The organism is Methylosinus sp. C49, from assembly GCF_009936375.1.
In the GTDB taxonomy this organism is placed as follows: Bacteria; Pseudomonadota; Alphaproteobacteria; order Rhizobiales; family Beijerinckiaceae; genus Methylosinus.
This window is the reverse complement of sequence record NZ_AP022333.1, coordinates 180,576-207,364: the sequence shown is the minus strand read 5'-3', so window position 1 is coordinate 207,364 and position 26,789 is coordinate 180,576. Positions and strand designations below refer to the sequence as shown.

Here is a 26,789-nt window from a genome sequence, read left to right as displayed (position 1 = left end):
GGGGCGCGTGCGGGAGGTCGTCCTCCGCCGTCAAAAACCTGCAATATGACTGACGCAAAGCGAAGCTAAGCTATTCCCGTTTTCATGCGGGGTCGACTGATGTCTATGGCGGAGTCATTTCAAAATCGCGGGCGGCGTATGTTCCTGCGGCTGCTTCGGCCGCGAGCTCCAGCCAGTCGAAAATCGCAGCTCGAGAGCTCGACCGCTCTCGTTCCCCCGCCGCCGACCCGGCGCGCGAAAATCATCTTCGACACGCTCGAGCCGCGCGTTCTGCTGAACGCCGACGTCCTCGCCGTGAACCTGGCGGCGGCGGCTCCGCAGCAGCAGGCCCATGACGTCGTCGTTCAGCTGGTCGATCCGGGAAGCGCTCCGCAGGCGGGCGCGTCGCAATCGTCCTCGGCCCCCGCCTCGCCGGCCGGCCCTCGAGTCGAGGTCGTGGATCGAGGCAATTCCGTCATCCTCGCCCGCGCCGATCTTCTCGGCCTCGATCAGGTCACGATCGTCGGCGGCCTCGGCGCGGACAAGGTGACGATCGACGCCCAGTCCTTCGCCGGTCATGACGCGCCGCATTTCACCTTCCTGGGCGGCGAAGGCGCCGACACGTTGGCGCTGGCTTCCGGCGATCCGGCGAGCTGGACGCTTCACGCCGATGGCTCCGGCGCCGTCGCCGGCGCGGCGAATGTGAGCTTCGACGGCGTCCAAAATCTCATCGGCGGCGGCGGGGACACGCTGATCGGCGCCGTGACGGACACGGATTGGCGGATCGATGGCGCGGGCGCGGGCTCGGTCGGCGCATTCGTCTTCAGCGGTTTCGCAAATCTCACGGGCGCCGCCGACAATAACGACACCTTCGCCTTCTCCGTCAGCGGCGCTCTCGTCGGCGCGGTGGATGGCGGAGCGGGCGGTTTCGACACTCTGGCGCTCGACGTCGGCGTGGCGCAGAGCCTCGTGTCGACCGCGACAGGACCGGATAGCGGGACGATCGCCTATGACGGCGCGCTCGTGACCTATCGCGGCCTCGAGCCGGTCACGATCAGCGGCCAGGTGACGGATCTCTCTTTCGATCTCGGATCGCTGGCGGGCGGCTCGAGCGGCGTGCAGGCGCGGCTGAAAGACACGGGGACGGCGACCGACGGCGTCATGACGCTCGAAAGCCTCAATGGCAAATTCGAGAGCCAGACCTTCAACGCCCCGACGCATTCGCTCAGCGTGATCGGCGGCTCGGGGTCGGACAGCGTCGACATCGCCTCGCTCGACAGCGCGTTTCATGCGGCGCTGTCGGTGAATACGCTGCTCTCGGGCTATGATCCGTTCGACGAGGGCGGCCTGCTGCCCGGAGACAATCATCTGACGCATAAGAGCGTCGTCAGCGTCTCGGGCGATATTTCGCTGCATGGCGGCGCGCTGACGTTGCAGGCCGATACGATCTATGTCGGCACGGTCGCCGATCAGACCGGCTCCAGCGGGGTCTGGACCGCCGGTCAGACCTATACTCATGTGGCCGCGACGGGCGGCGCCGGAGCGGGCGCCGAGGCCACCATCGTCGTCGACGCGGACGGCGCCGCGACAGCGCGGCTCAGCGCCGCCGGAACCGGCTATAATGTCGGCGACGTCCTCACCTTCGCGCCGAGCGGCGGCGGCTCGGTGACGATGACGCTGCGTAATGTCGCCAGTTCGGCGATCGTCTCGACGGAGCTCGCCGGCGGCAACGCCGGCGAAATCCTGTTCGGGCATCAGAAGACCAATGCCGACGGCACGACGAGCCTCGCGGGCGGCGCCCGCATCGCGCTCGGGCCCAATGCGCAATTGCTCGCGGCGGCCGATACGGCGCATGGACGCAAAGCCGGCAAGATTTCGCTCGCGACCTCCGATGTCGCGACGCGTCTCGTCAGCTGGCCGGGCGATTTCACGGCGAAGGACGCCGCCATCGATATTCGAGGCGCGACTCTGCGCGGCGGCTCGATCAAGGTGAACGCCACCGCAAAGGACGTAAATCTCAACAGCGACGCGCCGGCGTCGGCCGCCGGCTTCACGGGCACGCTGACGAGTCTTTTGGGGCAGATACCGGGCGTCGTGCTGAGCGCCGCGACAGGCATCGATCTTTCTGTCATCCTGCGCGGCGCCGACGCCAAGATCAATGTCGACGATGCGACAATTGTCGCCGAGGGAACTGTCGACATAAAGGCGGAAACAAAGGTCGACACGCAAGTGTTCGCGATCGCTTCGGCGCTCGGCAGCGGCGGCCTCGCGAAATATACGGGCCTCGAATTCGCCGGCGGCTATGGCCTCGCGCAGAGCGACGTCGAGGCCAATATCGGCGGCTCCACCTCCATCGACGCCAGTGGCAGCGTCACCATCACGGCCAAGGGCTCGACCGCGACCAAAACGGTCGCGCGCGCCTCCTCCAATATCGTCAGCACGGTCGATCCGAACGCCTCGTCCATCGCCATCGCCATAGCGCATACGGATCTGACGGCGTTGGCGACCGTGGGCGTCGATGCGGCGATCACCTCGCATAGCGGCAATGTCAACGTCATCGCCAATGGCGCGACCAAGACGACGCCGGACGCCAGCACGATCAGCGCCATCGACGGCCGCGCCGGCGTCGGCGTGGCGCTCGCCTTCGAGTTCGGCACGGTGAAAGCCTCGCTCGACGGAACGATCGAGGCGGCGGGCACGGCCGCGAGCGAAAGCGAAGACACGAAGACCTTCGATCCGGTCGGCGGCGTCGATCCGACCACAGACACGATCACCCTGCCCAACCACGGCTTCACCAATGGGCAGGCCGTGGTCTACACGCCCTATCTCGTCAATACTTCCGTCGCCGGCTCCACCGTTCTCGCGGTGCAGGGCCAGCAGAGCGATGCGGTCGGCGGACTCGAGAAGGGCAAGACCTATTACGTCATCGTCGTCGATCAGGACCATATCCAGCTCTCCAAGGAGCCCTCGATCGATCTCGACCCGACGGGCGTCGATCCCACCGCGACGCAGACGCTGAACGCCGTCAAAGCCAAGCTGTTCGACATAGACGCGATCGATGCGAGCGCGGATGCGATTCATATCGCCGCGCACGGCTTCGAGACGGGCGATCAGCTCTCCTATGACGCCGGCGGCGCCACGGCGATCACGGGCCTCGCCGATAAGTCCGTCTATACGGTCGACAGGGTCGATGATGCGAGCTTCCGTCTGAAGGACGGTTCCGGCAATGTCATTCAGATCGCCCAGGGCTCGGCGCTCGGAACGCAGAGCTTCACGCGCGCTTCGGACAATAAGAAGGCCGAGGTCACGCTCGCCAGCGTGGACGCCAATGGCCGCATTCACGTCAAAAATCACGGCTTCGCGATCGGAACGCCGGTCGACGTGACCTATGATTCGCTCTCTGAAGATGATGTGACGCTCGGCGGCGTGCAGGCGGCGCATCAATATAAGCTGGTCGCCACCGACGCCGATACGTTCGAATTGCGCGACGCGCAGACGAACGCCCGGATCACGCTGACCGATCCCGGCTCCGCGGCCACACATGCGCTCGCCTATATCGGCGCCGTGAAGAGCTTCGACCCGAGCACGGCTGTCGATGGCTCGCTGGACACGATCGCCGTCGCCAATCACGGCTTCAAGAGCGGCGACGCCGTCATCTATGCCGTCGACGCGACCAAATCGACGACGCTGTCGCGCGCCTTCGAGCTCGATGCGATCGACGCCACGGCGAAGACGATTCATATCGCCGGACACGGCTTCTCGAGCGGCGATCAGGTTGCCTATGACGCAGGCGGAAGCACGCCGATCGGCGGACTGACGAGCGGTGCCGTCTATACGGTGCAGAAGGTCAGCGACGATCTGTTCCAGCTGAAGGATACGAACGGCGTCCTCGTCTCCCTGGCGCAAGGCGCCGCGCTCGGCGCGCACAGCTTTGTCAATGCCGCGACGCAAACGACGGCGAGCGCCGCGCTGGCGCGCATCGACACGACGACAAATCGGATCTACCTGCAGAACCATGGATTCGTCGCGACTGCGGCCGATCCGCTGCTCGTCGACTACGCCTCGCTGGAGGCGCTCGGCGCCCATGCCGTCGGCGGATTGCAGAGCGGTCATCAGTATAAGCTCGTCGTCGTCGACGCCGATTCCTTCGAGCTGCGCGACGCCACCACCGGCGCGCTGGTCACGCTGGCCGATCCGGGCGCAGCGTCCATGCATGTCATCGCCGATGATCGCGTCTATCGAGCGTCGCAAGGCAATGTGCATGACCTCACCGCCGGCGACCGCGAGATCCGGGGTCTCACCGCGGGCGAGCAATATTATGTCGTCAAGGTCGACGACAATCACATCCGTCTCGTCGAGGACGCGAGCGAGGTTTCCGCGGTCAAGCCGATCGATCTGACCAGCGACGGCAAGGGCGCCGATCACGCTCTGGCGGCGGGCACGAACACGATCGGCATAGGCGTTCAGGCGATTCTCGACTCGCAGACGCGCGGCAAGGCCAAGCCGGAAGTCGGCGGAAAGTTCAATCCGACGAAATATAAGGACATCTTGTCCAAGCCCGACATCGCGCTCGCGACGATTTTCGGCCAGGCGTCTGCGACGAGCGGCAAGAAGACGGTCACTGATCCGAGCACGGGCAAAGACGTCACCAAGGACATTACCAATGACGGGCTGAGCGCCGGCGGCGCCATCGCCGTCAATGTCGTCATCAATGATGTCGAGGCGACGATCGGCAAGAATGCGACCGCCGTCAAGCCGACGACGCTGCAGACCGATCACAATGTCGAAGCGCTGGCGACCAGCACACAGCGCACGCAGCTCATCTCGCAATCGGACGTCTCGAAATCGAAGACGAAATCGACGACCGCCGCAGCGGTCGATCTCTCCTTCGCGGTCGGCGTCTATCTCAACGACGCCAATGCGATCATCGCTGGGAACACGATCATCGACGCCGGCGAGACGGTGAAGGTCGCATCCTCGCTCTCCTATCCATTCCTCATCAATCCGCTCGATCTCGTTCTCGGCATTCCGCAAGACATCGTCACGCGCGGCGTCAGCGGATTGACCGATCTTCTGGACGGCACGTTCGGCGTCAGCTCGAAATTCATGAACACTTGGGTGATGGCGCGCGCCAAGGCCCAGGACACGCAGGCGACCTCCGTCTCCGGCTCCATCGCCGTCAACGCCTATATCGATCACAGCACGGCGGTCATTCAGTCGGGCGCCCGCATCAATCAGGCGCCGCCCTCCGCGACATTCAATCCATCCGCGACGCAATCGGTCACTGTCACGGCCGATGTGATGATGCAATTCGCCGAAATGGCGGGCATCGGCAAATGGTCGCTGAGCGAGAGTCCGTTCGGCAAGGCGAAATATGAGAATAAGAAAGCCGGCGAGCTGCTGCGCGGCGGCGATGTGGTCGATGTCTTCGGCCGCTCGGGCTCCAAGGCGATCGGCGGCTCCATTCTTGTCGACGACATAGAGAACACCGTCTATGCGCGCATCGAAGGCGACGCCAAGGTCGGCATTGGCGCGAGCGGCGCGCTGACCATTCATGCGACCGAAGATATTTTCCGCCTCGCCATAGCGCAATCGGGCGGCAAGACCGATGACGGCGGCCAATTCGCTTTCGCCGGCAGTGGCCTCGCTTTGCGCCAGCGCAGCGACATAGAGGCCGGGCTCGTCGCGACGGCGAGCTTCGGACCGACAGTCACCGGCGGCGGCGCCGTGGATATAGAAGCGACGACCGGCGGAACCGAGGTGGAGATCGCCGGCTCGATCATCGTCGCCGGCAAGGGCTCCAACGGGCTCGGCATGTCGGCGCTCGTCAATGATGTCGAGCGTAAAGTCTATAGTTTCATCGGCGCCGATCCGAGCAATGGCGGCGATTCGAATGCGACGCCGGCCGGCGCCGTGTCGATGAATGTCGGCGACGCCGCTCTGTCGGCCACAACGAAGGGCGTCGTCGTCGGAGTCGTCGGAACGGCGACAGTGCTGACCGGCCCGCAGGGCGCGCCGCAAAATCTCGGCGCCTCGGCGAATGATCCGCTCGACGGCATTTCGCTTCCCGCGCTGTTCGAGGAAGCGCCCAAGCCCAAGAGCGGCTATGGCGTCGCCGGCAGCGCCGGGATCAATTTCATTCGCGACACCGATCTCGCCTACATCAATGCGCGCGGCGCCATGTCGGTCGGAACTTTGTCGCTCACCGCAGATAATACGCAGACCATCGTCGCCATCATCGGCGGCGTCGCGGTTTCGGTCAACGCCGGCACTGGCCTCGGCGGCGGAACGACGATCGGCGGCGCCTTCGCGCTCAATCAGCTCACGGCGGATACGGAAGCCTTCATCGCCGATCGGCTCGCCGTCTCCGGCTCGCCGGACGCCAATGGGCTCGTCATCGCGAGCCATGCGGCGGCGCTCTCGACGCGCGATGAAATCTCGCTGAAGGCGACGCGCGGCGGCACGCTGGCCAGCTTCTCGGCGGCGGTCTCGGCCAACACCAATGAGCAGGGCGACGCTTTCGCCGGCTCGGTCTCGGTCAATCGCATCGTCGACACCACAAAGGCGACGATCGACGGCGCAAAGCTCAGCGCCAATGGCGATGCGGCGCTCACCGCGCGGGACGAGGCGCAGCTCATCGCCATCGGCGGCGGCGCCAGCTATACGGCAGGAGCCAAGGGCGTCGGCGCCTCGCTCGGCTTCAATCAGCTCAGCGCCAACACGATCGCCGGTGTGCTCGGCGAGAAGCGTCGGAGCGCGCTGACGCTCGGCGGCGATCTGTCGATCCTCGCGATCGACGAGCAGACATTATGGGCTTTCGCCGTGTCGCTGGGCATTGCGACCGGCGGCGGCGTGGACAGCAAGGCCGTGGCTTTCACGCTCGGCATAAATATCGTTTCGACCGATGAGAAGATATTCGGCCGCGACAATTCCGCGCCGATTCTCGCGACGATCCAGAACGCCGATGTGATCGCCTCGGGCGTCTCGCTCGAAGCCAAGGACAATTCGGTCATCTATGCGGTCGCCGGCGCGCTCGGCGTCGGAGCGCAGGGGCAGGCCTATGGCGTCGGCCTCGGCTGGAATCAGGTCGCGCTGCAAGTGCGCGCCACGGTCGACAACGCCAGCATCACCGCGGGAGCGGGCGGCATCAGCCTGACGGCGCATTCGACGCAGGACGGGCCGATTTCCATCGCCGGCAAGATCGCGGCCGCGGCCGTGGGCGGCTCGAAAGGCAATGGCGCGTCGGTCGGCGCGAGCCTTTCGGTCAATGGCGTCTACAACACCATCGAGGCGATCGTCTCCAACAGCTCCACGCTGCGCACGACGGCCGGGTCTGGCGGCTCGGTGAGCGTGCGCGCGAGCGACGAGTCGACGATCAATGCGCTGACCGGCGGCGTCGCCATTTCCAGCTCTGGAAGCGCCGTCGGCGCGGCGATCAGCGCCAATTACATCGCCAATCAGGTGACGGCGAAGGTCGACGGCTCGACCATCGACTCGAATGGCGACGCCATTATTCGCGCCGAGGAGACGGCCGCGATCCATTCGCTCACGCTCGGCGGCGCCGGCGGCGACAATGTTTCCTTCGCCGGCTCGCTTTCGATCAACGTAATCGACAATAGGGTGACGGCGGCGGTCGTCGGCGCGACGTCCAATCTCTCTTCACGCAATAATCTGCGCGTGATCGCCGATGACACGGCCAATATCGTCGCCATAGCGGGCGGGCTCGCGGCCGGCGGCGATGTGGGCGTCGGCCTCGCGGCGACCAATGTCACCATTCTCGACACGACCAAAGCCTATGTCGACGGCGCCGCGACACTTTCGGCGGGCGGCGCCGGCGCGGCTTTCACCGATGTCGGCGGCCAGTCGCGACGCGGCCTCTCGATCGAAGCGAACGCTGGAGAATCCGTCGTCATCATCGGCGTCGGCGGCGCCTTCGCGGGTGATGGCGCCGGCGCTGGAGCGCTCACCCTCACCTATATCGATGTGAGCGCCCTCGCCTTCGAGGATGCGCCGAGCGTGACGCCGGCGGCGGGCGCGGGCCTGCATTCGGATCACGATGTCGATATCGTCTCGCATGGACATTTGTCATTGGTCGGAGTCGCCGGCGCCATCGCCGGCAGCGAGGTCGGCATTGGCGCGGGCGCGGACGCCGGCTATGTGAAGCGCCGCCTCGAGGCCTATGTCGGCGCGGGCGCGACGGCCAAGGGCGGCGACAATGTGATCGTCAATGCCCAGGGCGATATGACGATCACCTCGGTTTCGGCGGCTGTCGCCGGCGCCAGCACGGGCGCGGGCGGGCTGACCACGGGCGTCTCCGTTCTCGATCTCGCCGCCAAGGCGCATATAGACGCGGGCGCCGTCGTGCGCTCGGACGGCAATGTTCTGGTTTCCGCCGAGGATGATACGACGCTCGATCAAGTCTCCGGCAATATCGCCGCCGCGGGCACGGGCGCCGGCGGAATCGCCGCGGGCGTCGGCTATGTGAAGAAGACGACCGAGGCCTATATCGCCGCGGGCGCTTCGGTGACGGCGCTGGCGAAATCCGGCAAGAGCGGAATCGTCGCCGATACGGGCGAGTTCGGCGCTCCGCCGGCGACCGCCAATGCGCAGCAGCAGGGCGTCTCCAAGGATTTCGCCACCTCCGCCGTCGATTACGGCGCCGATGCGATGAATGTCGCCGGGCATGGCTTCAGCACGGGCCAGGAAATCATCTACACTGGGCAGTCGCTGCCGCTCGGCGGTCTGCAGACCGGCGGGCATTATTACGTCATCCGCATCGACGACAATCATTTCGCGCTGGCGGCGAATAAGGCCGACGCGCTGAACGGCCATAGAATCGATCTCGTCGGCACGGGCGTCGCCGCGACTGCGCGCCATGTCGTGCAGACGCTGAACAGCACCGGCGTTCCGTCGATCAGCAATAAGAATTTCAACGATCCGACGCTGGCGAATAATCGTGACCGCAAGCCGCTCGTCGCCACGCAATCGGGCGTGATCATCGTCGCGGTCAGCGTCAATGATCTGACCAGCGCCGGCGTCGGCGTCGCCATCGCCGGCGAAGGATCGGGCGCGCTCGCCGGCTCGGTGAGCGTGCATCAGATCGACACGCTCGCCCATATCGACCAGGGCGCGCGCATCAATGCGGATGAGGATGCGGGCGCGGGCGCGGGGCAAAATGTGCTGGTCGCGGCGGGCCGCGCCTATAATGGCCTCGCGATCGGCGGCGGCCTCGCGGGCTCGGGAGGCGTCTCCGTGGCGCCGGCCTTCGCCGCGCCGGTGCTGAAAGGCGCGACGGAAGCCTTCGTGCAGGGCGCGACTACCGGCAATGCTTATGACACGATCGTCAACGCCGCGGGCGATGTCGCCGTCGTCTCCCATGCGGTGACGGATGTGCTCAGCATCGCTGCTGGCGTCGCCGCTTCGGGAGAGGTCGCCTTGGCCGGCTCGGCCGCAGTGGTCGTCATCGACACATCGACGATCGCCTCCATCTCCGGCCGCGTGCGCGTCTCGGCGGTGGGCGACGTTCTGGTCGCCGCCAAGGATGACACGACGACTTATGCGATCGGCGGCGCCGTGGGCGTCGGCATAGGCTCGGGCGGCGGCGCAGGCGCCGTCGACGTCACCTCGATAAAGAAGACGACACTGGCGACCATAGGCGATCATGCGATCGTCGACGCCTACGCCAATAGCGCCGCATTCATCTCCGACGCGCCGGACGGAACCTATTCCAATAATGGCGGCTTCGCGCAGAAGACCGCGCGCGGCGTCGCCGTCCTCGCGGCGACGTCAGAAAAAATCGTGTCGGTCGGCGCGAGCCTCGGCGCCGGCGCCTATGCCGGCATAGCGGGCGCGGTGACGGTCGAGCTCGTCGACTCCGACACTCTGGCGACGATCGGCGACGGCGCGCAGATCAATCAGAACACGGCGGCCACCGCCGCCGCTTCGCAGAGCGTCATCGTCGCCGCCACCAACAAGCTCGATCTGCTCACTTTCGCGGGCGGGCTCGGCGCGAGCCTCGGCGCCGGCGTCGGCGCCTCCGTGGATGTCGGCGTGCTGCGCAATGACACGCAGGCGCTGATCGGCGCGGCGAGCGTGCGGGCAAAGGGCGACACGGATGTGTTCGCGCTGTCGCGCTGGACCGTGAACGCCAACGCCATCAGCGCCGGCGCCGGGCTCGTCGGCCTCGGCGGCGGCATCATCGTCTATTCGATCGGCGGCAATTTCACAGATAGCTATTCGACCTCGGACGGTTCCTCCTCGGCCCTCAGCAGCGACAAATCCACCGTGCTGACTTTCGTCGAGAGCACGGTCGGCACATTGTCTAGCCGCATGCAGACGAGCGACGCCTCGTCGCCTGCGTTCGATCCGGCGCAGAAGGTGAACGGCGCCGCCGAGACGATCGATCTTAGCGCCGATCGCGGGCTGAAGACCGGCGACGCCGTCGTCTATGACGCGGGCGGCGGCAAGGCGATCAAAGGGCTGAAGGACGGCGAGGTCTATTTCGTCATCGTCGACAGCGCGCATCCGCAGCTGGTGAAGCTCGCCGCCTCTCACGAGGACGCGCAGGCGGGCCATGCGATCGACATAGACGCGGCCGGCGCCACGGGCGCGCAGCATCGTCTCGCCGCGGGCAATGCGCAGATCGCCAATATGGCGCGGAGCGCCTCGTCGGCGAACACGCCCGCCGGCCGTGTGAATTCGGCGACCAAGGCGACGAGCGGCGTCGCCAGCGGCACGACCGCCGGCATATTGCAATATGCGGACATAGCGACCGGCAATCTCGACGTGATCTCGCGCGAGGCGCTCGATCTCACGGCGCGCGCCGGCGGCGTCGCGGGCGGCGCGGCGGCGCTCGGCGTCGGTCTCGCCATTGTGAGCATAGACGCGGATTCGACGGCCTTCGTCGCGCCGCAGACGACGATCACTGGGCTGAACCCCGGCGCCGGCGAGCTCACCGTCTCCGCCAATCTCGACTCCAACGCGCATGTGCTCGGCTTTGCCGGTGCCATCAGCGGCTTCGTGTCGCTCGGCGGCGCAGTGTCGCTCATCGACGACACCAGCTCCGCGCGCGCTATGCTCGGCGCGACGCCCGGCGCCTCGCATGACGATTCCTCGACGATCGAGGCCTCCGCGGTCTCGGATGCGACGATCGTAACGGGCTTCCACGACGTCAGCGTCAAATCCGTCGCCAATGTGAATCATTTTCTCGCCGACGGCGCCTGGTCGGTGTCCGGCGTCGCCGGACTCGGCGCGGCGGTGAGCAAGCTCACCATAGCTGGGACATCGCAGGCGATCGTCGGCAAGTTCACGCAGATCGGCTCCGCTGCGGCGCAGATCGCCGGCGATGTGAAGATCGACGCGCAGCGCACGGTCACCGTCAATCCCTTCGACGCCAATCAGCCCATGGGCATCGCCATTGGCGGCGGCATTGTCGGCGCGGCCGCGGGCGTCACGCTCGTCACGGTCAATGGCGCGGTCGCCGCGCGCATCGGCGATGATGCGGCGGTCTACGCCGGCGGCGAGGTGGATGTTCACGGAACCAGCACGACGACGGCGAATAATCTGGAGATCGACGGCGGCGCCATAGGCGGCATTGCGGTCGGCGCCGTGATCGCGCAGGCGAAATTCGCGCCCGTCATGGCGGTCGGCGTCGGCAAGCGCGCAATCATCCGCAGCCGCACGACGGATGTCAAAGCAACGCAGACGACGTCCGTGAAGCTGCTCGGCTATGCCGCCGGCGGCGGACTGGCGAGCGGACAAGGGCTCGACATAGAGCTCGAGATCGATCCGACGACGACGACGACCATCGACGACGGCGCCGATATCGCCGCGACACAATCGGCCTCGGTGCAGTCGGTGACGAGAACGACCTCCTTCGCGACCGGCGACGCCGGCAATTACGGCGGCGTCACCGTCATCGAGGGCGGAAGCACGAGCACGCTAAAGAACGCCAACAGCCTGCGCGTCGGAACCGGCGCGCATATAGCGGCGGGAACGGGCCTGACAGTGCTCGCCGACACCACCAATAATGCGAAGGCCGATGGCGACGGCGGCGCGGGCGCGGTGGTCTCCATCATCGGCGCGACCTCGACGGTGAAAGCTTCCGATGCGACGACGACGACGATCGGCGGCGGCGCGCAGCTCTCCGCGGGCGGCGATCTCTCGGTGGAATCGCGCACGTCCAGCACGGCCAAATCCGCGCCGCATGCGTCCGCCGGCGGTCTCGGCGCCGATACGCGCGTCACCGGAAATCTCACCTATGGCGGCGCGACCAAGACCGATATCGGCGCCTCGACGCTGACGGCAGGCGGCAAGCTCGACGTTCTCGCGCGCGTCACGACGCTCGATCTGAAGATCGACGCCGTCGCGGAATCGAGCGCGCTCGGCGCCAATTCCGAAGCGCATGCGACGCTGAGCCGTCCAGAGTCGGCGCCGGGCTCCTGCAGCCCCACATCCGATGCGCTGGTCGATCTGCATAGCGGCGCCACGCTGAATGGCGGCGGCTCCGTCAATGTGAAGGCGCGCCAGGAATCCGTCACCAGCCTCGCCGGCGCCGACGCCACGACCAATGGTCTCGGCGCCTCGACCAACAGCTATGCGAAGAATGATTTCGATGTGACGACGCGCGTCCTGGCGGAGAGCGGCAGCGCCGTCCATACGCGCGCGCTGACGGTCGAAGCCTATGGCTCGCCCAATGTGTCCGGCTTCGTCGACGCCAGCTCGCATGGCGCGGCCATCGACACCGGCGCCGAGCATCCGTCGCAGACGATCGCCTATCAGCGCGCCATCGATTTCAACGCCGATGTGTTCCTGTCCGGGCCGCCGGCGCCCGAGCTCGTCATCGACGCCGCGGGAAATATCGTCAAGCAGCAGGGCATAGGGACGGTCACATTCCAGAACGGCGCCTTCATCGTGCCGGATATCGTCAATACGTCCACCGCCGCCGGCACGGCGACCTTCTCCATTCCGAGCTGGGGGCAAGACCCGACGCCTGCGGGCTATGGCACGACGCCCGGCGAGGATTCGATCAAGGGCTCGCCCAAGATCACCTTCCTCACCGCTTTCGATCATGTCCTCATTCAGAATGCGTCGAATTTCGATGTGCGGGTCGGGCTCATCAATCCGCTGGCGGCGACGCCCAATTTCGCGCAGAACGTCGCCGTCGATGTGACCTATAAGAAGGACTTCCTGCCGGTCACGAGCGCCGATCCGGGCCATACCGCCGTCACCATCGCCAACACCTCGACCGCCGCGCGCACCAAGGTGACGCTGAACGACGCCATTCTCGACGCGCTCGGCCCGGTGTCGATCACGACCGCGAATGGCGATATCGTCGCGAATGCGAATGGCCGCATAGAGGCGACCACTCTGTCGCTCTCGGCGCCGAAGGGCGCGGTCGGCGCTTCGGCCTCGCCCATCCGCACCGCTTCGACGCGCCTCGACGCGCTGGCGCGCGATGGAATCTTCATCATTGAGACGGGCGATCTCGAGGTCGGCTCGGCGAGCTCGACGGGGGGGACCGTGAGCCTTTCGGCGACCGGCTCCATTCTCGACGCCGACGCCGGCGTCGCGGTCAATGTGAGCGCGCCCAATCTCATCCTCAACGCGGGCGGCGGATCGATCGGCGCGAAGTCGGATGCGCTGCGTATCGACGCGGCGCGCGCAGCCGGCTCCTTCATCGCCTCGGCCAAGGGCGATGTGGTCGCGACGGATGTCGCGGGCGGCCTCGGAATCGGGACCGTCGCCTCGACGACGGGCGACATCGTCATCGCGACGCGCGACAGCAATGCGGTCGGCGAGGATATCATCTTCGGCGCGACCTCCTTCATGAGCGCGACATTGGGCGCTGCGTCGCTCGCCGCCGGCGACAATATCGTCATGGCCGTCGGCGCGACGTTGAACGCCGCCAAGACCGCGACATTGACCGGCGACGTCGGCGACGCCGATTCCGGCGTCGGCGCGCTGATCGATCTCGAGGGCGCGATCACAGCGGCGGCCGTGTCCGTGGTCGGCGGCGCCGATCGCGACACTATCGTCATTCGCGGCGTGTCGGCCAATGCGCCCACCACGGTGGCGACCGGCGGCGCCGAGGATACGATCCTCATCGGCAGCCGCGCGAGCGCGACGACCAATGCGAGCGGCGAGCTGATTGCAACGAGCAATGCGGGCGGCAATCTCACGACAATCGTCGGAACGCTGACCGTGACGGGCGCGAGCGATAATCTCGCATCGCTGGATCTCGACAATTCCGGTTTCGCGCAGGGCGTGACTGGAACCGTTTCCGATAGCGAGGTCGCCGGCTTCGGAATGACCGGCGAGGTCGTCTACAGCGATCTTCGCGCGCTCGCGCTGCATCTCGGCGCCGGCGCCGACACGGCGACGGTGCGCTCCACTGCTGCGGCGACGATCACCTCGCTGCTTCTCGGCGACGGCGCCGATTCCGTCATCGTCTCGGGCGTCGATGGCACGGTGAACGGCGTCGCAGGAACGCTCATTCTCGACGGCGGCGCCGGCGCCGACACGCTGCTCGTCGACGATAGCGGCGACACAGTTGCCAATGCGGGCGTCATCGGCGGCGCCAATGGCAATCAGATCTTCGGCTTCGGCATGGGCGGAACCGATCAGTCGGTGGTCGATCCGAACATCGGCGTCACCTATGGCGATTTCGCCACTGTGACGGTGAAGGCCGGCTCCGGCGCCGACGCCATCTCGATCGCGGCCAGCTCGACGGATACGATCGTCGATGCGGGCGCCGGCGCCGACGCCATCACGCTCGGACCGAATCTCGCCAATATTCGCGGCCATGTGCTCGTGCGCGGCGGCGGCGATGCGGGCGATGCTTTCTCGGTGAGCCCGACGGTCGACTCCAATCTGACGCTCGACGCCGCTTCGGCGACGCGCAGCCGCATCACCGCGGTCGGAATGACGCAATCGGTCGAATTCGAAGGCGTCGCGGCGACCACGATCGCGCTCAGCGGCGCGACGACGAATAATGTCACGATCAATGGTTCGGCGACGCCGATCATCGTCGACTCCAATGGCGCGGTGGACAAGATTTTCGTTCATGGCGCGGGCGAGGCGACGACGATCAATCTCGGCGCGGGCGACGATGAGGCGATCGTCTATGGAACGAGCGCGCCGCTGCTCATCACCGGCGCCGGCGCCGCCGACAAGCTCACTGTCGATCTCTCCGGCACGCCGGCCGCCACGACGACAGGCGTGATCCATGACGGCGCGGCCGTCGGCGAGGGAATTGTCTCCGGCCTCACCGCCGGCGATGTCGCCTTCCGCTCTCTGGCCGAGGTCGATGTGAAGCTCGGCGACGGCAATGACACATTCACGCTCGACGTCCATGCGGCGACCCTTCCGGCGACCATCGTCGGCGTGATCGGCGGCGGCGGCGATGATCTGATCGAGGCGCGCAGCGTCAGCGCGGCGCGCACCATCGTCGATGGCCAGTCGGGCAAGGATACGCTGCAGGTCGAGATCGCGGCGCAGCCGATCGCCAATCAATTCACCTCCATCGACAAGACGGTGGAGCAGCTCATCATCGACAATTCGGCCAATTCGACGGTCGCGATCGCCTGGACGCTGCTCGACACCGATCTTCAGGCCATGGCGCTTCCGTCCGGCTCGCCGGTCTCGGTGATCTCGACGGCCGGCGCGGATCTGACGCGCATTCTCGGCGGCAAGATGGGAACGGACACGCTGGATGTCGTGTCCACCAGCGCCGCCAATGTGAATGTGACGATCGACAATAATCGCATCACGCTGCAATCGGGCCTCGTCGTCGTGACCCAGCCCGATCCCGCCAATGATTTCGACACCTATCGCAATTACGACAAGGCGCTGAATTTCGACGGGCTGAGCCAGGGCGACATCGCCTATGCGTCGAACGGCTTCCGGCTGGCGACCTCCAACGCGCTCGGCCTCATTCGGTCGGACGCCATCAGCCCGGCGGCGCAGGCGCGCGCAAATAGCGATGTGCTGACGCTGCAGGCGGCGCGCGCCGACGGAACGCCGAATGGCGACGGCTTCACGCTCTATTCGCTGGAGCTCGCCAATACGGCGGCGAGCGGAACGGCGATCGTCGTTCTGACGGGCCATACGCTCGGCGGCCAGTCGGTGAGCGTCGAGCTGAGCCTCGTCGCCGGCGCCGGCTTCCAGCGCTTCGACACTTCGCTCGCGAGCTTCTATGGGCTCGACAGAGTGACGCTGACCGCGAAGGACGCCTCGACGCCATTCGGCTCGATCCTCGTCGACAATATTGTCGCGGTGGACGATCTGCCCAATGCGGCCGCGACCGTCGCGCCGGCGACCGTGCCGACTTATACGATCTCGAATGATTTCTCGATCGACACGACGGTCTATTATTCGGGCCAGTGGGTCTGGATCAATTCCGGCAAGATCACGGTCAATTACAATAATGGCGGGACGGCCATAGACGACACGCTCGATTTCACCAATGGCGGCTGGTGGTATTTGGGCTATAGCCAGTCGGGATTCTCGATCACCGCCGATGCGAGCGCCACGAGCGCGAACAATGGCATGGTCTCGGTGAATTTTGCCGGTGATCTCAGCCTGCCCGCCGGGCTGAAAATATCCGCGGCGGGCGCCAATGCGCTGTCGTTCGATGTCGCGAACAATGTGCAGCTCGCGGACAATGTGACCTTCGATCTTTCGGCGCATAATCAGACTGCGGGCGCCGGCGGCGGCGCGGCGGGCGGCTCCGGCGGCGCCGGGTCGGGCGCGGTCGGCGGCTATGGCGGCGGCGGCGGCTCCAATGGCAGCCTTCCGTCCAACTTCACTTTCCAGGGAACGACCGCCGCGGGACAGGGCGTCGGCGGTCCCTATGGCACGGGCGACAACCATGGCGGCAGCGGCGGCTATGGCTCCCCGAGCTATTACGGCGGCGGCGGCGGTGGCGGCGGCGGCGGCGGCGCCTGGGATGGTTTCGGCCGCGGCGGCGGCATAGGCGGCGACGGCGGCTGGGGCTATTACGGCAGTTGGGGCGGCTCCGGCGGCGCGGGCGGGCTCGGCGTCGGCAATCAATATAATGGTTCGGCCGGAGGCGGCGGCGCCCAGGGCTATGCCGGCTATGGCGGCTATGGCGGCGGCGGCGCCTATGGCGCCTATGACATCGTCAACGGCAACCGCCTGCGCGACGGCGACGGCTATGACGGCGGGACGGGCGGAACGGGCGGGACGGGCGGAACCGGCGGCGACGGCGTCGCCGGCGCCAATTCGGCGACCGGCCTCGCCATTTCCGGCGGCATGGGCGGCGGCGGCGGCGGCGGCGGCGGCGGTGGCGGCTCGGGCGGCGGCGGCGGCGGCGGCGGCGGCGGCAATGGCCGCCATTGGACCAGCGGCTTCCTCGGCCTCACCGACAATTACATCGGCGGCGGCGGCGGCGATGGCGGCGGCGGCGGCGGAATTGGCGGCAATGGCGCCGCGGGCGGCATGGGCGGCGCGGGCGGCGGCGCCTTCCAACTGGTCGCGCAGGGTCAGATCCGCGTCGGCAATAGCGACGCCTTCGTGGCGGTCGGCGGCGCGGGCGCGACCGGCGGCGTCGGCCAGAACCCCGATCCGAATTACGGACCGACGTCGAGCGGCGGCGGCGGCGGCGACGATTCCGACGCCCATCACGGCGGCAATGGCGGCTCTGGCGGCGCGGGCGGCCCGGGCGGCGACGGCGGCGATGGCGCCGGCGGCTCCGGCGGAACGATCAAGCTCTACGCCAGCGATCTCACCAATGGCGGCGCGACGTTCAAGACCTCCGTCACGACGTCGGGCGGCGCCGGCGCCGGAAGCGCGTCCAAGGGCGGCGAGGGACGCTTCATTCTGGGCAGCAACACCTCGCTCACCTTCTCGAGCGGCGGCGCGGTGTCCGGCAATGGCGGCCAGACGGCTTTCGCCGCGACCGATCCGGGCGTCGAGCATTTCACCGGCCCGCGTCAGTCGAATTCCTATATCGCGGGCGCGCCGCAGACGCCGACCATCGTCGGCCTCGCCGGCGGCGCGGACATTTATGGCGTCGTCTCCGGCCTCGACGCCGGCTCGATCGACTTCAACACCACGACGCCGCAGCTCGATCACGCGCCTTCCGACGCGCTGCTCGCGGTCATGCTGCTGGACAAGGGCGTCGGCGCGCTGAGCCAGGATTACACGGGCTATGATCTGCTGCTCGTCGCCAATGTGTCGACGATCAATGTCGCCAATCCGACGCTCAGCATCGACGGCGCGACGGCGCAAGCGCTGAAGACCAATGGCGTCGGCGCCGATCAGGCGCTGACGAGCCTCGCTCCGGGGCAGGTGTGGGCGACGCTGGTTCCCGAAGGCAGCGCGCATAATCACACATTCACGGCGTCGATCGGCGTGAACGTCTCAGGCGCGACGACGATCACCGGCAATACGCTGTCGCTCGGCGGCAATGTCCAATATCTCTCCATCGCGCGTCCCTCCGCGCCGACCGTCGCGCAGCTCACCGGCTTCGACGCCATAGCGGCCGATCCGGGCGCCGATCACATCTTCGGCGTCTCCACCGCGACCAGCTCGCTCGTCGTCGTGAATGCGAGCGATGGATCGCAGCGCCAATTGTTCAAGGAAGCGCAGAACAACGTCTCCGGCCTTTCGAGCGTCTCCAATGTGCTCGTGACCGGGACCGACGGTTTCGTCATCACCGAGAGCGCGACGACAGGCAGGCTCGCGACATTCAAGCTCGCCTCGGCGACCGGCGATCTTTCCTTCGCGCAATCGCAATCGGATGGCGGCGCCTATTACGACTCGATGCGCTATGACGCATCGACAAAGGTGCTGACGACGACGGGCTCGGCCGGCCTGCGCAGCTATTCGCTGAACACGACGACCGGCGCGCTCACCTTGATCTCGACCGAGGCCGGCGCGAGCAGCGCCGCGACGGAAACGATCGCGCAGAACGGATTCACCTATTCGGTGAACGCTACGACCGGCAGCCTCACCGCTTCCAATGCCACGACCGGCGCCTCGCAGACTCTTTCGGGCGCGACCAATGGACTCGTCGGCGCTTCCGATGTGGCGGTGAGCCCGGACGGCGGCTTCGTCTATGTGACGAGCCAGAGCGGCAATACGCTCTCCGTCTTCGAGGTCACGAGCTCGACGACGCAGCCGCTCGTCTTTGTCGAGACTCTGCGCAATGGCGCCAATGGCGTGCGCGGACTCGACGCGCCGACCGATGTCGCCGTCACCGCCGATGGCCAATATGTGCTGGTGACGGCGCGCGGAGCCAATGACATCTCCGTGTTCCAGCGCGACCAGCAAACGGGCGCGCTCGGCTTCGTCCAAGTCGTGCGCGACGCCGTCGGCGGCGTGCGCGGTCTGTTGACGCCTACCTCGCTGATCCTCGGGCCGCAGAACGGCTCCTCGCTCACCGCTTATGTGGGTAGCCTCGGCTCGGCGACGCAGCAGGGCGGCCTCGCGACATTCAATGTCGATCTCTCGCCCAAAGCGCCGCCGGTCGCATTCACGACGGAGCACACGGATATAGAGTCGATCGGCGTCACGACGGGCGTCGGCGACGACATTGTGTCGCTCGTCTCCGCGCCGCCGGCGATCGTCGGCGCGACCAAGGTGAGCACGGGCGAAGGCTCCGACCATGTCGTCGTCGCCGATTATCGCGGCGCGACCAGCGTCGATCTCGGCGCCGGCGCGGACAGCCTCGATCTGCGCGTCGTCAACGCCAAGACGGCGGCCGACACGCTCGCCATTCATGGCGGCGCGGACGCCGATGCGATCGATGTGCAGAACACGGGCGCAGGCGCGACGACGACGATCAACGGCGACGCCGGCTCCGATGCGATCACCATAGAGAAGGTGGGCGCCGCGGCGCATACGATCGTCTCCGGCGACGCCGATGCGGACATCGTGCGCGTCTCGCTTCCCAACCTGCCCTCCGATGCGGTGACGACGCTGCATGGCGACGCGCCCGGCGCGCTGCCCGGCGACACGCTGATCGTCGATCCGCAGGATCCGAACGCCTCCATCCTCGTCGGCGGCGTCGCCGGCCTGCCGATTCCGCAGACCAATGGCTCGATCAGCCTCGCCGGCAAGGGCGCGGTCGCCTATGACACTTTCGAAGGGCTGACGGTTCTGTCCTCGCCGATCGTGTCCTTCTCCGCGCCGAGCTATTCGACGTCGGAAGGCTCGACCGTGACTCTCACCGCCAATGTTCAGGCGCTGGGCTCCACCAATTCGCTGTCCGGTCCGGTCGCTTTCGACATAGACGGCGACGGCCAGTTCGGCGAAGTGATCGGAACGGCTCTCGGCGGCGTCTATCGCGTGACGCTTCCCTGGGATCGCCTCGTCGATCTCGGCCTCGCCGACAATGGCCTCTATACGATCGCGGTGCGCGCGACCAATTCCGATGGTCTCTCCACCACGGCCGTGTCGAAAATTGAGATCGCCGACACGCCTCCGACGGTCGCCGTCACCGGCGCCTCGCATTCGGCGACGGTCGGAACGCCCTTCACCATCGGCTTCACGGCGACCGATCCTTCGCCGATCGATCGCGTTCTCGAATGGCGCGTCGATTGGGGCGATGGTTCCGCCGTCGAGACCTTCGGCGCCGACGCCACACAGGCGAGCCATGTCTATGCCGCGCCCGGCAATGTCGCGATCCGCGCCACGGCGCTGGACAAGGATACGGCTCCGACCGGAGCGACCTCCGCCGCTTATGCGGTGACGGTCGGTCTCACGGCGAATAATATCGATGCGGGCGGCCCCTATCGCATCGCGGAGGGCCAATCGCTCACGCTTACCGCGCAAGCGACCGGCGCGCCGCTCTCCTATGGTTGGGACATCAATAATGATGGGACGATCGACAAGAGCGGCGCGACGGCGAGCTTCTCCTGGAGCGAGCTGACGGCGCTCGGCGTCAATGACAGCGGCGTCTATTCCAACCCGCATGTGATCGTCGGCTATGCGACGATCGGCTCGGCGACGCCGACGACGATCTCCAAGGCGGTCGGTGTGACGGTGGACAATGCGCCGCCGAGCTTCGCCACCTTCGTCAATAGCGGCCCGGTGAGCGAAGGCGCCGCCTCCGCGACAGTGACATTCTCCGGCGTGACCGATCCGTCGCCGGTGGACGCGGCGTCGCTGACCTATCGCTACGACTTCGACAATAATGGAACCTTCGATCTCGTGCAGGGCGCGGGGCCGGCGACGGTTCCCGGCCAATATTTGCGGCAGAGCGGCGCGCTGCTCGTTCATGGCCAGATCGTCGACAAGGATGGCGGCGTCGCCGACGCCTATACGACGATCACCATAAATGAGGTCGCGCCGACTTTGACCGTCGCGGGCGCCGCCACGGCGGATGAAGGCGCCGTGTATAGCCTGTCGCTGTCCGCGACCGATCCGGGCGCCGATAAGATCAAATGGTGGGATGTGAATTGGGGCGATGGCGCGCAGGATCACATTCTGATCGATGCGGCCGCCGCCAATGGCAATGTCGTCGCGACGCATAGCTATGCGGACAATGGCGCCTATACGATCAAGACCGGCGCGACCGACAATGATGGCTCTTATGTCGCCGCCGACCAAAACGTCACCGTGCTCAATGTGGCGCCGACGCTGCAGAATGTCGCCGTCACGCCGGCCGCGGGACCGGGGCCGGCCGAGATCGCCGAGAACGAATTCGCGCGTCTCAGCGGCCGCATCGTCGATCCGGGAAGGCTCGACAGCTTCCGGCTGAATGTCGCCTGGGGCGATGGGCGGAGCGAGATCGTCGATCTTTCCGCCGGGGCGCTCAATTTCGATGTCGCTCATCGCTATGTTCAGGATGGCGTCTATACGATCACGACCAATATCGTCGACAAGGATCAGGGCGCCAGCGCGCCGACGATTGTCAGCCTGAAGGTCGATAATGTCGCGCCCGTCGCCGGCGCATTGAGCGTCGTTCCGAGCACATCTCGAGAGGGCTCATCCGTCACCGTCTCCGGCGTCTACACGGATGCGGGACCGCTCGATCTCCATACGGTCGCGATCGATTGGGGCGATGGCTCGAGCTCCGCGAGCGCGGGCGCCGGCGCGACGATTATCGTCGATGCGGTCAATCGCGCCTTCACCGCGACCCATGTCTATCTCGACAATCCGGCCGCGGGCGCGAACTACACGATCTCCGCGATCGTGACCGACGACGCCGGGGCCAAGAGCAATGTTTCGACGGCCGCTGTCATCGTGACGAATGCGGCGCCGATCATCGCCGATCTCACACTGAACGGCGTCGCCGCACAAAAGCAGACGATCGGCGGCGCGCTCGCTTCCAGCCTCACCATCGACGAGAATGGGACCGTGACCTTGCTGGGTCGCTTCGCCGACGCCGGCGTCCTCGACACGCATTCGGGCGCTGTGGTCTGGGGCGACGGCGGCGCCTCTGCGCTGACGATCGACGAGGCGAGCCACACATTCACGGCGACGCATCGCTATCTCGACGACAATCCGACGGGAACCGCGGCCGATGATTATCGCATCGATCTGACGCTCGTAGACAAGGATGGCGGCTCGGCGACGATCAGCGCGGCGGTGACGGTCGCCAATGTCGCGCCGGTCTTCGCGACATTCACCAATAATGCGGCGGAAGTCGGCAATGTGCTGCCGGGCGAGCCGGTCGTGCTCACCGGCGCCTTCTCCGATCCGGGCACGCTGGACAGCTATACGCTCATCGTCGATTGGGGCGATGGGACAGCGGCCGAGACTCTCGCTTACGCCGCCGGAACGCGCGACTTCCAGCTGACGCATAATTATCGCGATCCGGGCTTCTGGACGATCTCGGCGCATCTTTCCGATGATGATCTCGGCGTCGCGACCGCGACCACCGAGGCGCGGCTCACCGGCGTCGCTCTGCTCGACGGCGTGCTGCGCATCGCCGGAACGCCGCAAAATGACACGGTGATCGTGCGCAAGCCGCTCGAGCCGATCGCCTATTGGAACTTCAATGAGACGAGCGGAACGGCCGTCGCTGACAGCGCCGGAACGCCGCAGAATGGAACGCTCTATACGGATCGCGCGCCGGACCGCGCCGATCCGGGGCCGTCCGCGGCTTTCGCGCCCTTCGGCGCGGCCAATTCGATCGAGTTCCACGACGACAAGAAGGAATATGTCGCCGTCGCCGACGATGCGGTCTTCAATCTCGCGAGCGGCGCGGTGCAGCTCTGGTTCGACGCCAATGATCAGGATCATGGCTGGGGCGACACGCAGGTCTTGTTCTCCAAGAGCAAGAGCGGTCTCGATGCCGGCCAGCTGACGATCGGCGTCGATCATGGGACGCTGTTCGCCGAGCTCGAGGGCGCCGATGCGACCGGGCGACTGAATGTCTACCGCGTAGAGGGCTGCGACGACGTCGCCTGCGGCGATTGGCACAATGTCGCCTTCACCTTCGGCGAAGCCGGCATGAAGCTCTATCTCGATGGCGCGCTCGTCGGCGAGAACGCCTATACGGGCGGATTGCAGGGCAATCACGAGGCGATCGTCATCGGCGCCTCCAACGCCGATAATCGCAACGCCTCCGGCAATCTCTCCAAGCTGACGATCAGCGATCCTTTCTCCGGTCACATAGACGAGGTCTCCGTCTATGGCCGCCAGCTGAGCGATCAGCAGGTGATGGATGCGATGCAGAAGGGCGCGCGCGGCGCCAATGATCCGAGTGGCGCGACCATCGAGGTCTATGCGAGCTTCCTGCCGATCATCGGGCAGAATGTCATCAAGACGTTCAACGCCGCCGATGTGAAATCCATCCTCATCGCCACGGGCGGCGGAAACGACAATGTGACTGTCGATGCGAGCGTCGACGCGCCGCTGACGGTGAAGGCCGGCGACGGCAATGACACGGTTCGCGCGGGCTCGGGCGCGTCGGCGCTGCTCGGCGGCCTCGGCGACGACACGCTGATCGGCGGACGCGCCAATGACGTCATTCTCGGCGGGGACGGCGCCGATTATATCGTCGGCGGCGGCGGGAATGATCTCATCGACGGCGGCGACGGAATCGACACCGTCTCCATGCCGATCGTGCAGCCGACGGCTTATTGGTCCTTCGACAAGGTTACGAATGGCGTCGTCGCCGACTCGGTCGGAACGCCGCAGAACGGAACCTTCTACGGCGCGTCGCTGCACGGATCGGACGACGGCGCGGCGACAGCCGACAATGTCTCCTATGACGCCGGCGCCAATGCGAGCTTCTCCGGCGATACGCGGCAATATGTGGCGGTCGCCGACGACGCCGCGCTGCATTCGGCGAATGGGACGATCGCCTTCCTGTTCGACGCTGGCGACGATGGACGCCATAGCGATCAGGTGCTGTTCGCCAAGAACGGATATGGCAATAATGAGGGCGATCTCACCATCGGCGTCGCCGACGGCAAGGTCTATGCGCGGCTCGAGACGGGGACGACCTCCTATACGGTGACGAGCTGCGACGATATCGGCTGCGGCTGGCGTCAGCTCGCCTTCAGCTTCGGCGCCGACGGCATGAAGCTCTATATCGACGGCGCGCTGGTCGACGCCAATTCCTATAGCGGCGGCCTCGCCAATAATCGCCAGGCGATCGTGATCGGCGCTTCGGACGAAACGAACAAGAACCAGAGCGGCGATCTCTCCAAGCTGACGATCAGCAAGGCGTTCCGCGGCTCCATCGACGAGGTGGCGGTGTTCGGCCAAGCGCTCAACGGCGATCAAATCCGCCGTCTCGTCGTCTCGGGTCCGCGGCTGGCGAGCGCCGGCCCCGGCCTCAGCGGCGCGCTTTCGGACTATCAGCTGTCCTTCGTCGGAGGCGCGCTGCAGGTGGCCGACACGCGTCCGGCGTTGCCGCAAGGCGTCGCCTATTGGTCGCTCGATGAAGCGCGCGGCTCGACCACGCTGGCCGATAGCGCCGGCGTAGCCCAGAACGCCACTTTCGTGACGAAGCTCGCCTCGGACCTCGGCAACGCCGGGCCTTCCGCGAGCGTTGCGTCCTTCGGCGCGGGAACATCGGCGGCCTTCCACAAGGATCCGCGCGGCTATATCGCCGTCGCCAATTCCGCCGATTTCGCGCTCGACGATGGCGCGATCCAGCTCTGGTTCGACGCGACCAGCACGCAGGGAACGCAGACCTTGTTCTCCAAGGACGGCGCCCATGCGCAGGACGGCCTCACCATCAGCCTCGTCGGGCAGCGTCTCGAGGCGTCGCTCGACGGGCATGTCGTCGACACGCTCAACATCGTCTCGGCCGGCTCGTGGAATCAGCTCGCCTTCACCTTCGGCCGAGGCGGGATGAAGCTCTATCTCAATGGCGTGCTCGTCGGCGAGGATTCCTACACGGGCGGTCTCGCCGGCAATCATGAGGCCATTGTGATCGGCGGCTCCAATGCGAGCAATTCCGACGCCTCCGGCGATCTCTCCAAGCAGCGCGTGACCAACGCCTTCGGCGGGCTCATCGACGAGGTGGCGATCTTCGGCGGCTCCGTCGATCAAGCCTTCGTGCGCCGGCTGATGAAGGAGGGCGCGCAAAAGCTGATCGCCGAAGGCGCGGCCGGGCCGACGATCGACGGCACGGATCAGCTCGAAGGCGTCGAGCGTCTCGTCTTCGGCGATGGAACGTCCGCCTATGTGCTCGGCGGCGCCAACCCTTCGACGCTGAGCGCGGCGGATGTGCAGTCTCTCGCCGGCAATGGCCAGCTCATCGTGCTCGGCGACGGCGGCCAGCCGCTGCATCTCTCCGGCGCCTGGGGCGATATCGGCCAGCGCGCCATCGGCAATGTTCTCTATGATGTCTATCACAACAGCAGCGCGCAGCTGCTCGTGCAATCCGGCGTGCAGGTGACGGCCGATCAGCAATTGCTGACGCCGATCGCCTATTGGACCTTCGACGGCGCCGGCTCCATTGTCGCGGACAGCGCCGGCGCTGCGCAGAACGGCGTGTTCTACGCGAACGGCCAGCCCGATCGCGACGACGCCGGCCCATCGACGGCGATCGCGCCCTTCGGCGCGGGAGCGTCGGCGGACTTCCACGACTCCAGCCGCGAATATGTCGCGGTCGCCAATGATCCGGCTTTCGCCGTCGCCAATGGCGCGATCACGCTCTGGTTCGACGCGCGCTCGACCTTCGGACAGCAGACGCTATTCGCCAAGGACGGCGCCGGCCTTAGCAGCGGGCTGACGATCGGCCTCGATGGAAATCATCTCGTCGTGCAAATGGAAGGGCCGAGCGGCGTCTATACGATCCGCTCGTCGACGACGGTGGCCGCCGGGTCGTGGCGCAATGTCGCTTTCACCTTCGGCGCAGGCGGCATGAAGCTCTATCTCGATGGCGTGCTGGTCGGCTCGAACGCCTATGCCGGCGGTCTGACCGCGAACCAATCCGCGATCGTGATCGGCGGCTCAGACGAGGCCAATGTCGGGGCGGCGAGCGATCTCTCCAAGCTGAAAATCACCAAGTCCTTCGACGGCCATATCGACGAGGTCGCCTTCTTCGGGCAGGCGCTCACCGCCAATCAAATCCAGCAGGCCGCCGTCGCGGGGGCCTTCGGCGTGGCGAGCGTCGATGTTCCCATCACTTTCGTTCCCCCGCCTCCGCCCGCCCCTGCTCCCCATTGCTCGGACCTCGACGATTGGCTGTGGGAAGCCGAGCACAAGCGCAATCACGCCGATCACGGCGGACACGCGCAGGCGGGCGATGGCTGGCGATTCGATTGGTAGCGGCGTGGGAGGGCCGCGCAGCGCTGTAATATGTCCGTCATACAATGATGCGAATCGTGACCTGCGCTTTAAAAGCTTGAAGTAGAGCGTGCTCGTTTTCAAAACGG

1 protein-coding gene is annotated in these 26,789 nt (G+C 66.3%); it reads left to right on the top strand.

Annotated features, from left to right (window positions below):
• Positions 1-138 precede the first annotated feature (138 nt).
• On the top strand, positions 139-26,682 hold the full coding sequence (locus tag GYH34_RS19210) for a LamG-like jellyroll fold domain-containing protein (protein ID WP_161915219.1): 26,544 nt from the start codon (positions 139-141) through the stop codon (positions 26,680-26,682).
• The last annotated feature ends 107 nt before the right edge of the window (positions 26,683-26,789 follow it).

Coding starts and splice junctions, on each gene's coding strand:
- GYH34_RS19210 (WP_161915219.1), top strand. CDS start 139: ATGTTCCTGCGGCTGCTTCGGCCGCGAGCTCCAGCCAGTCGAAAATCG.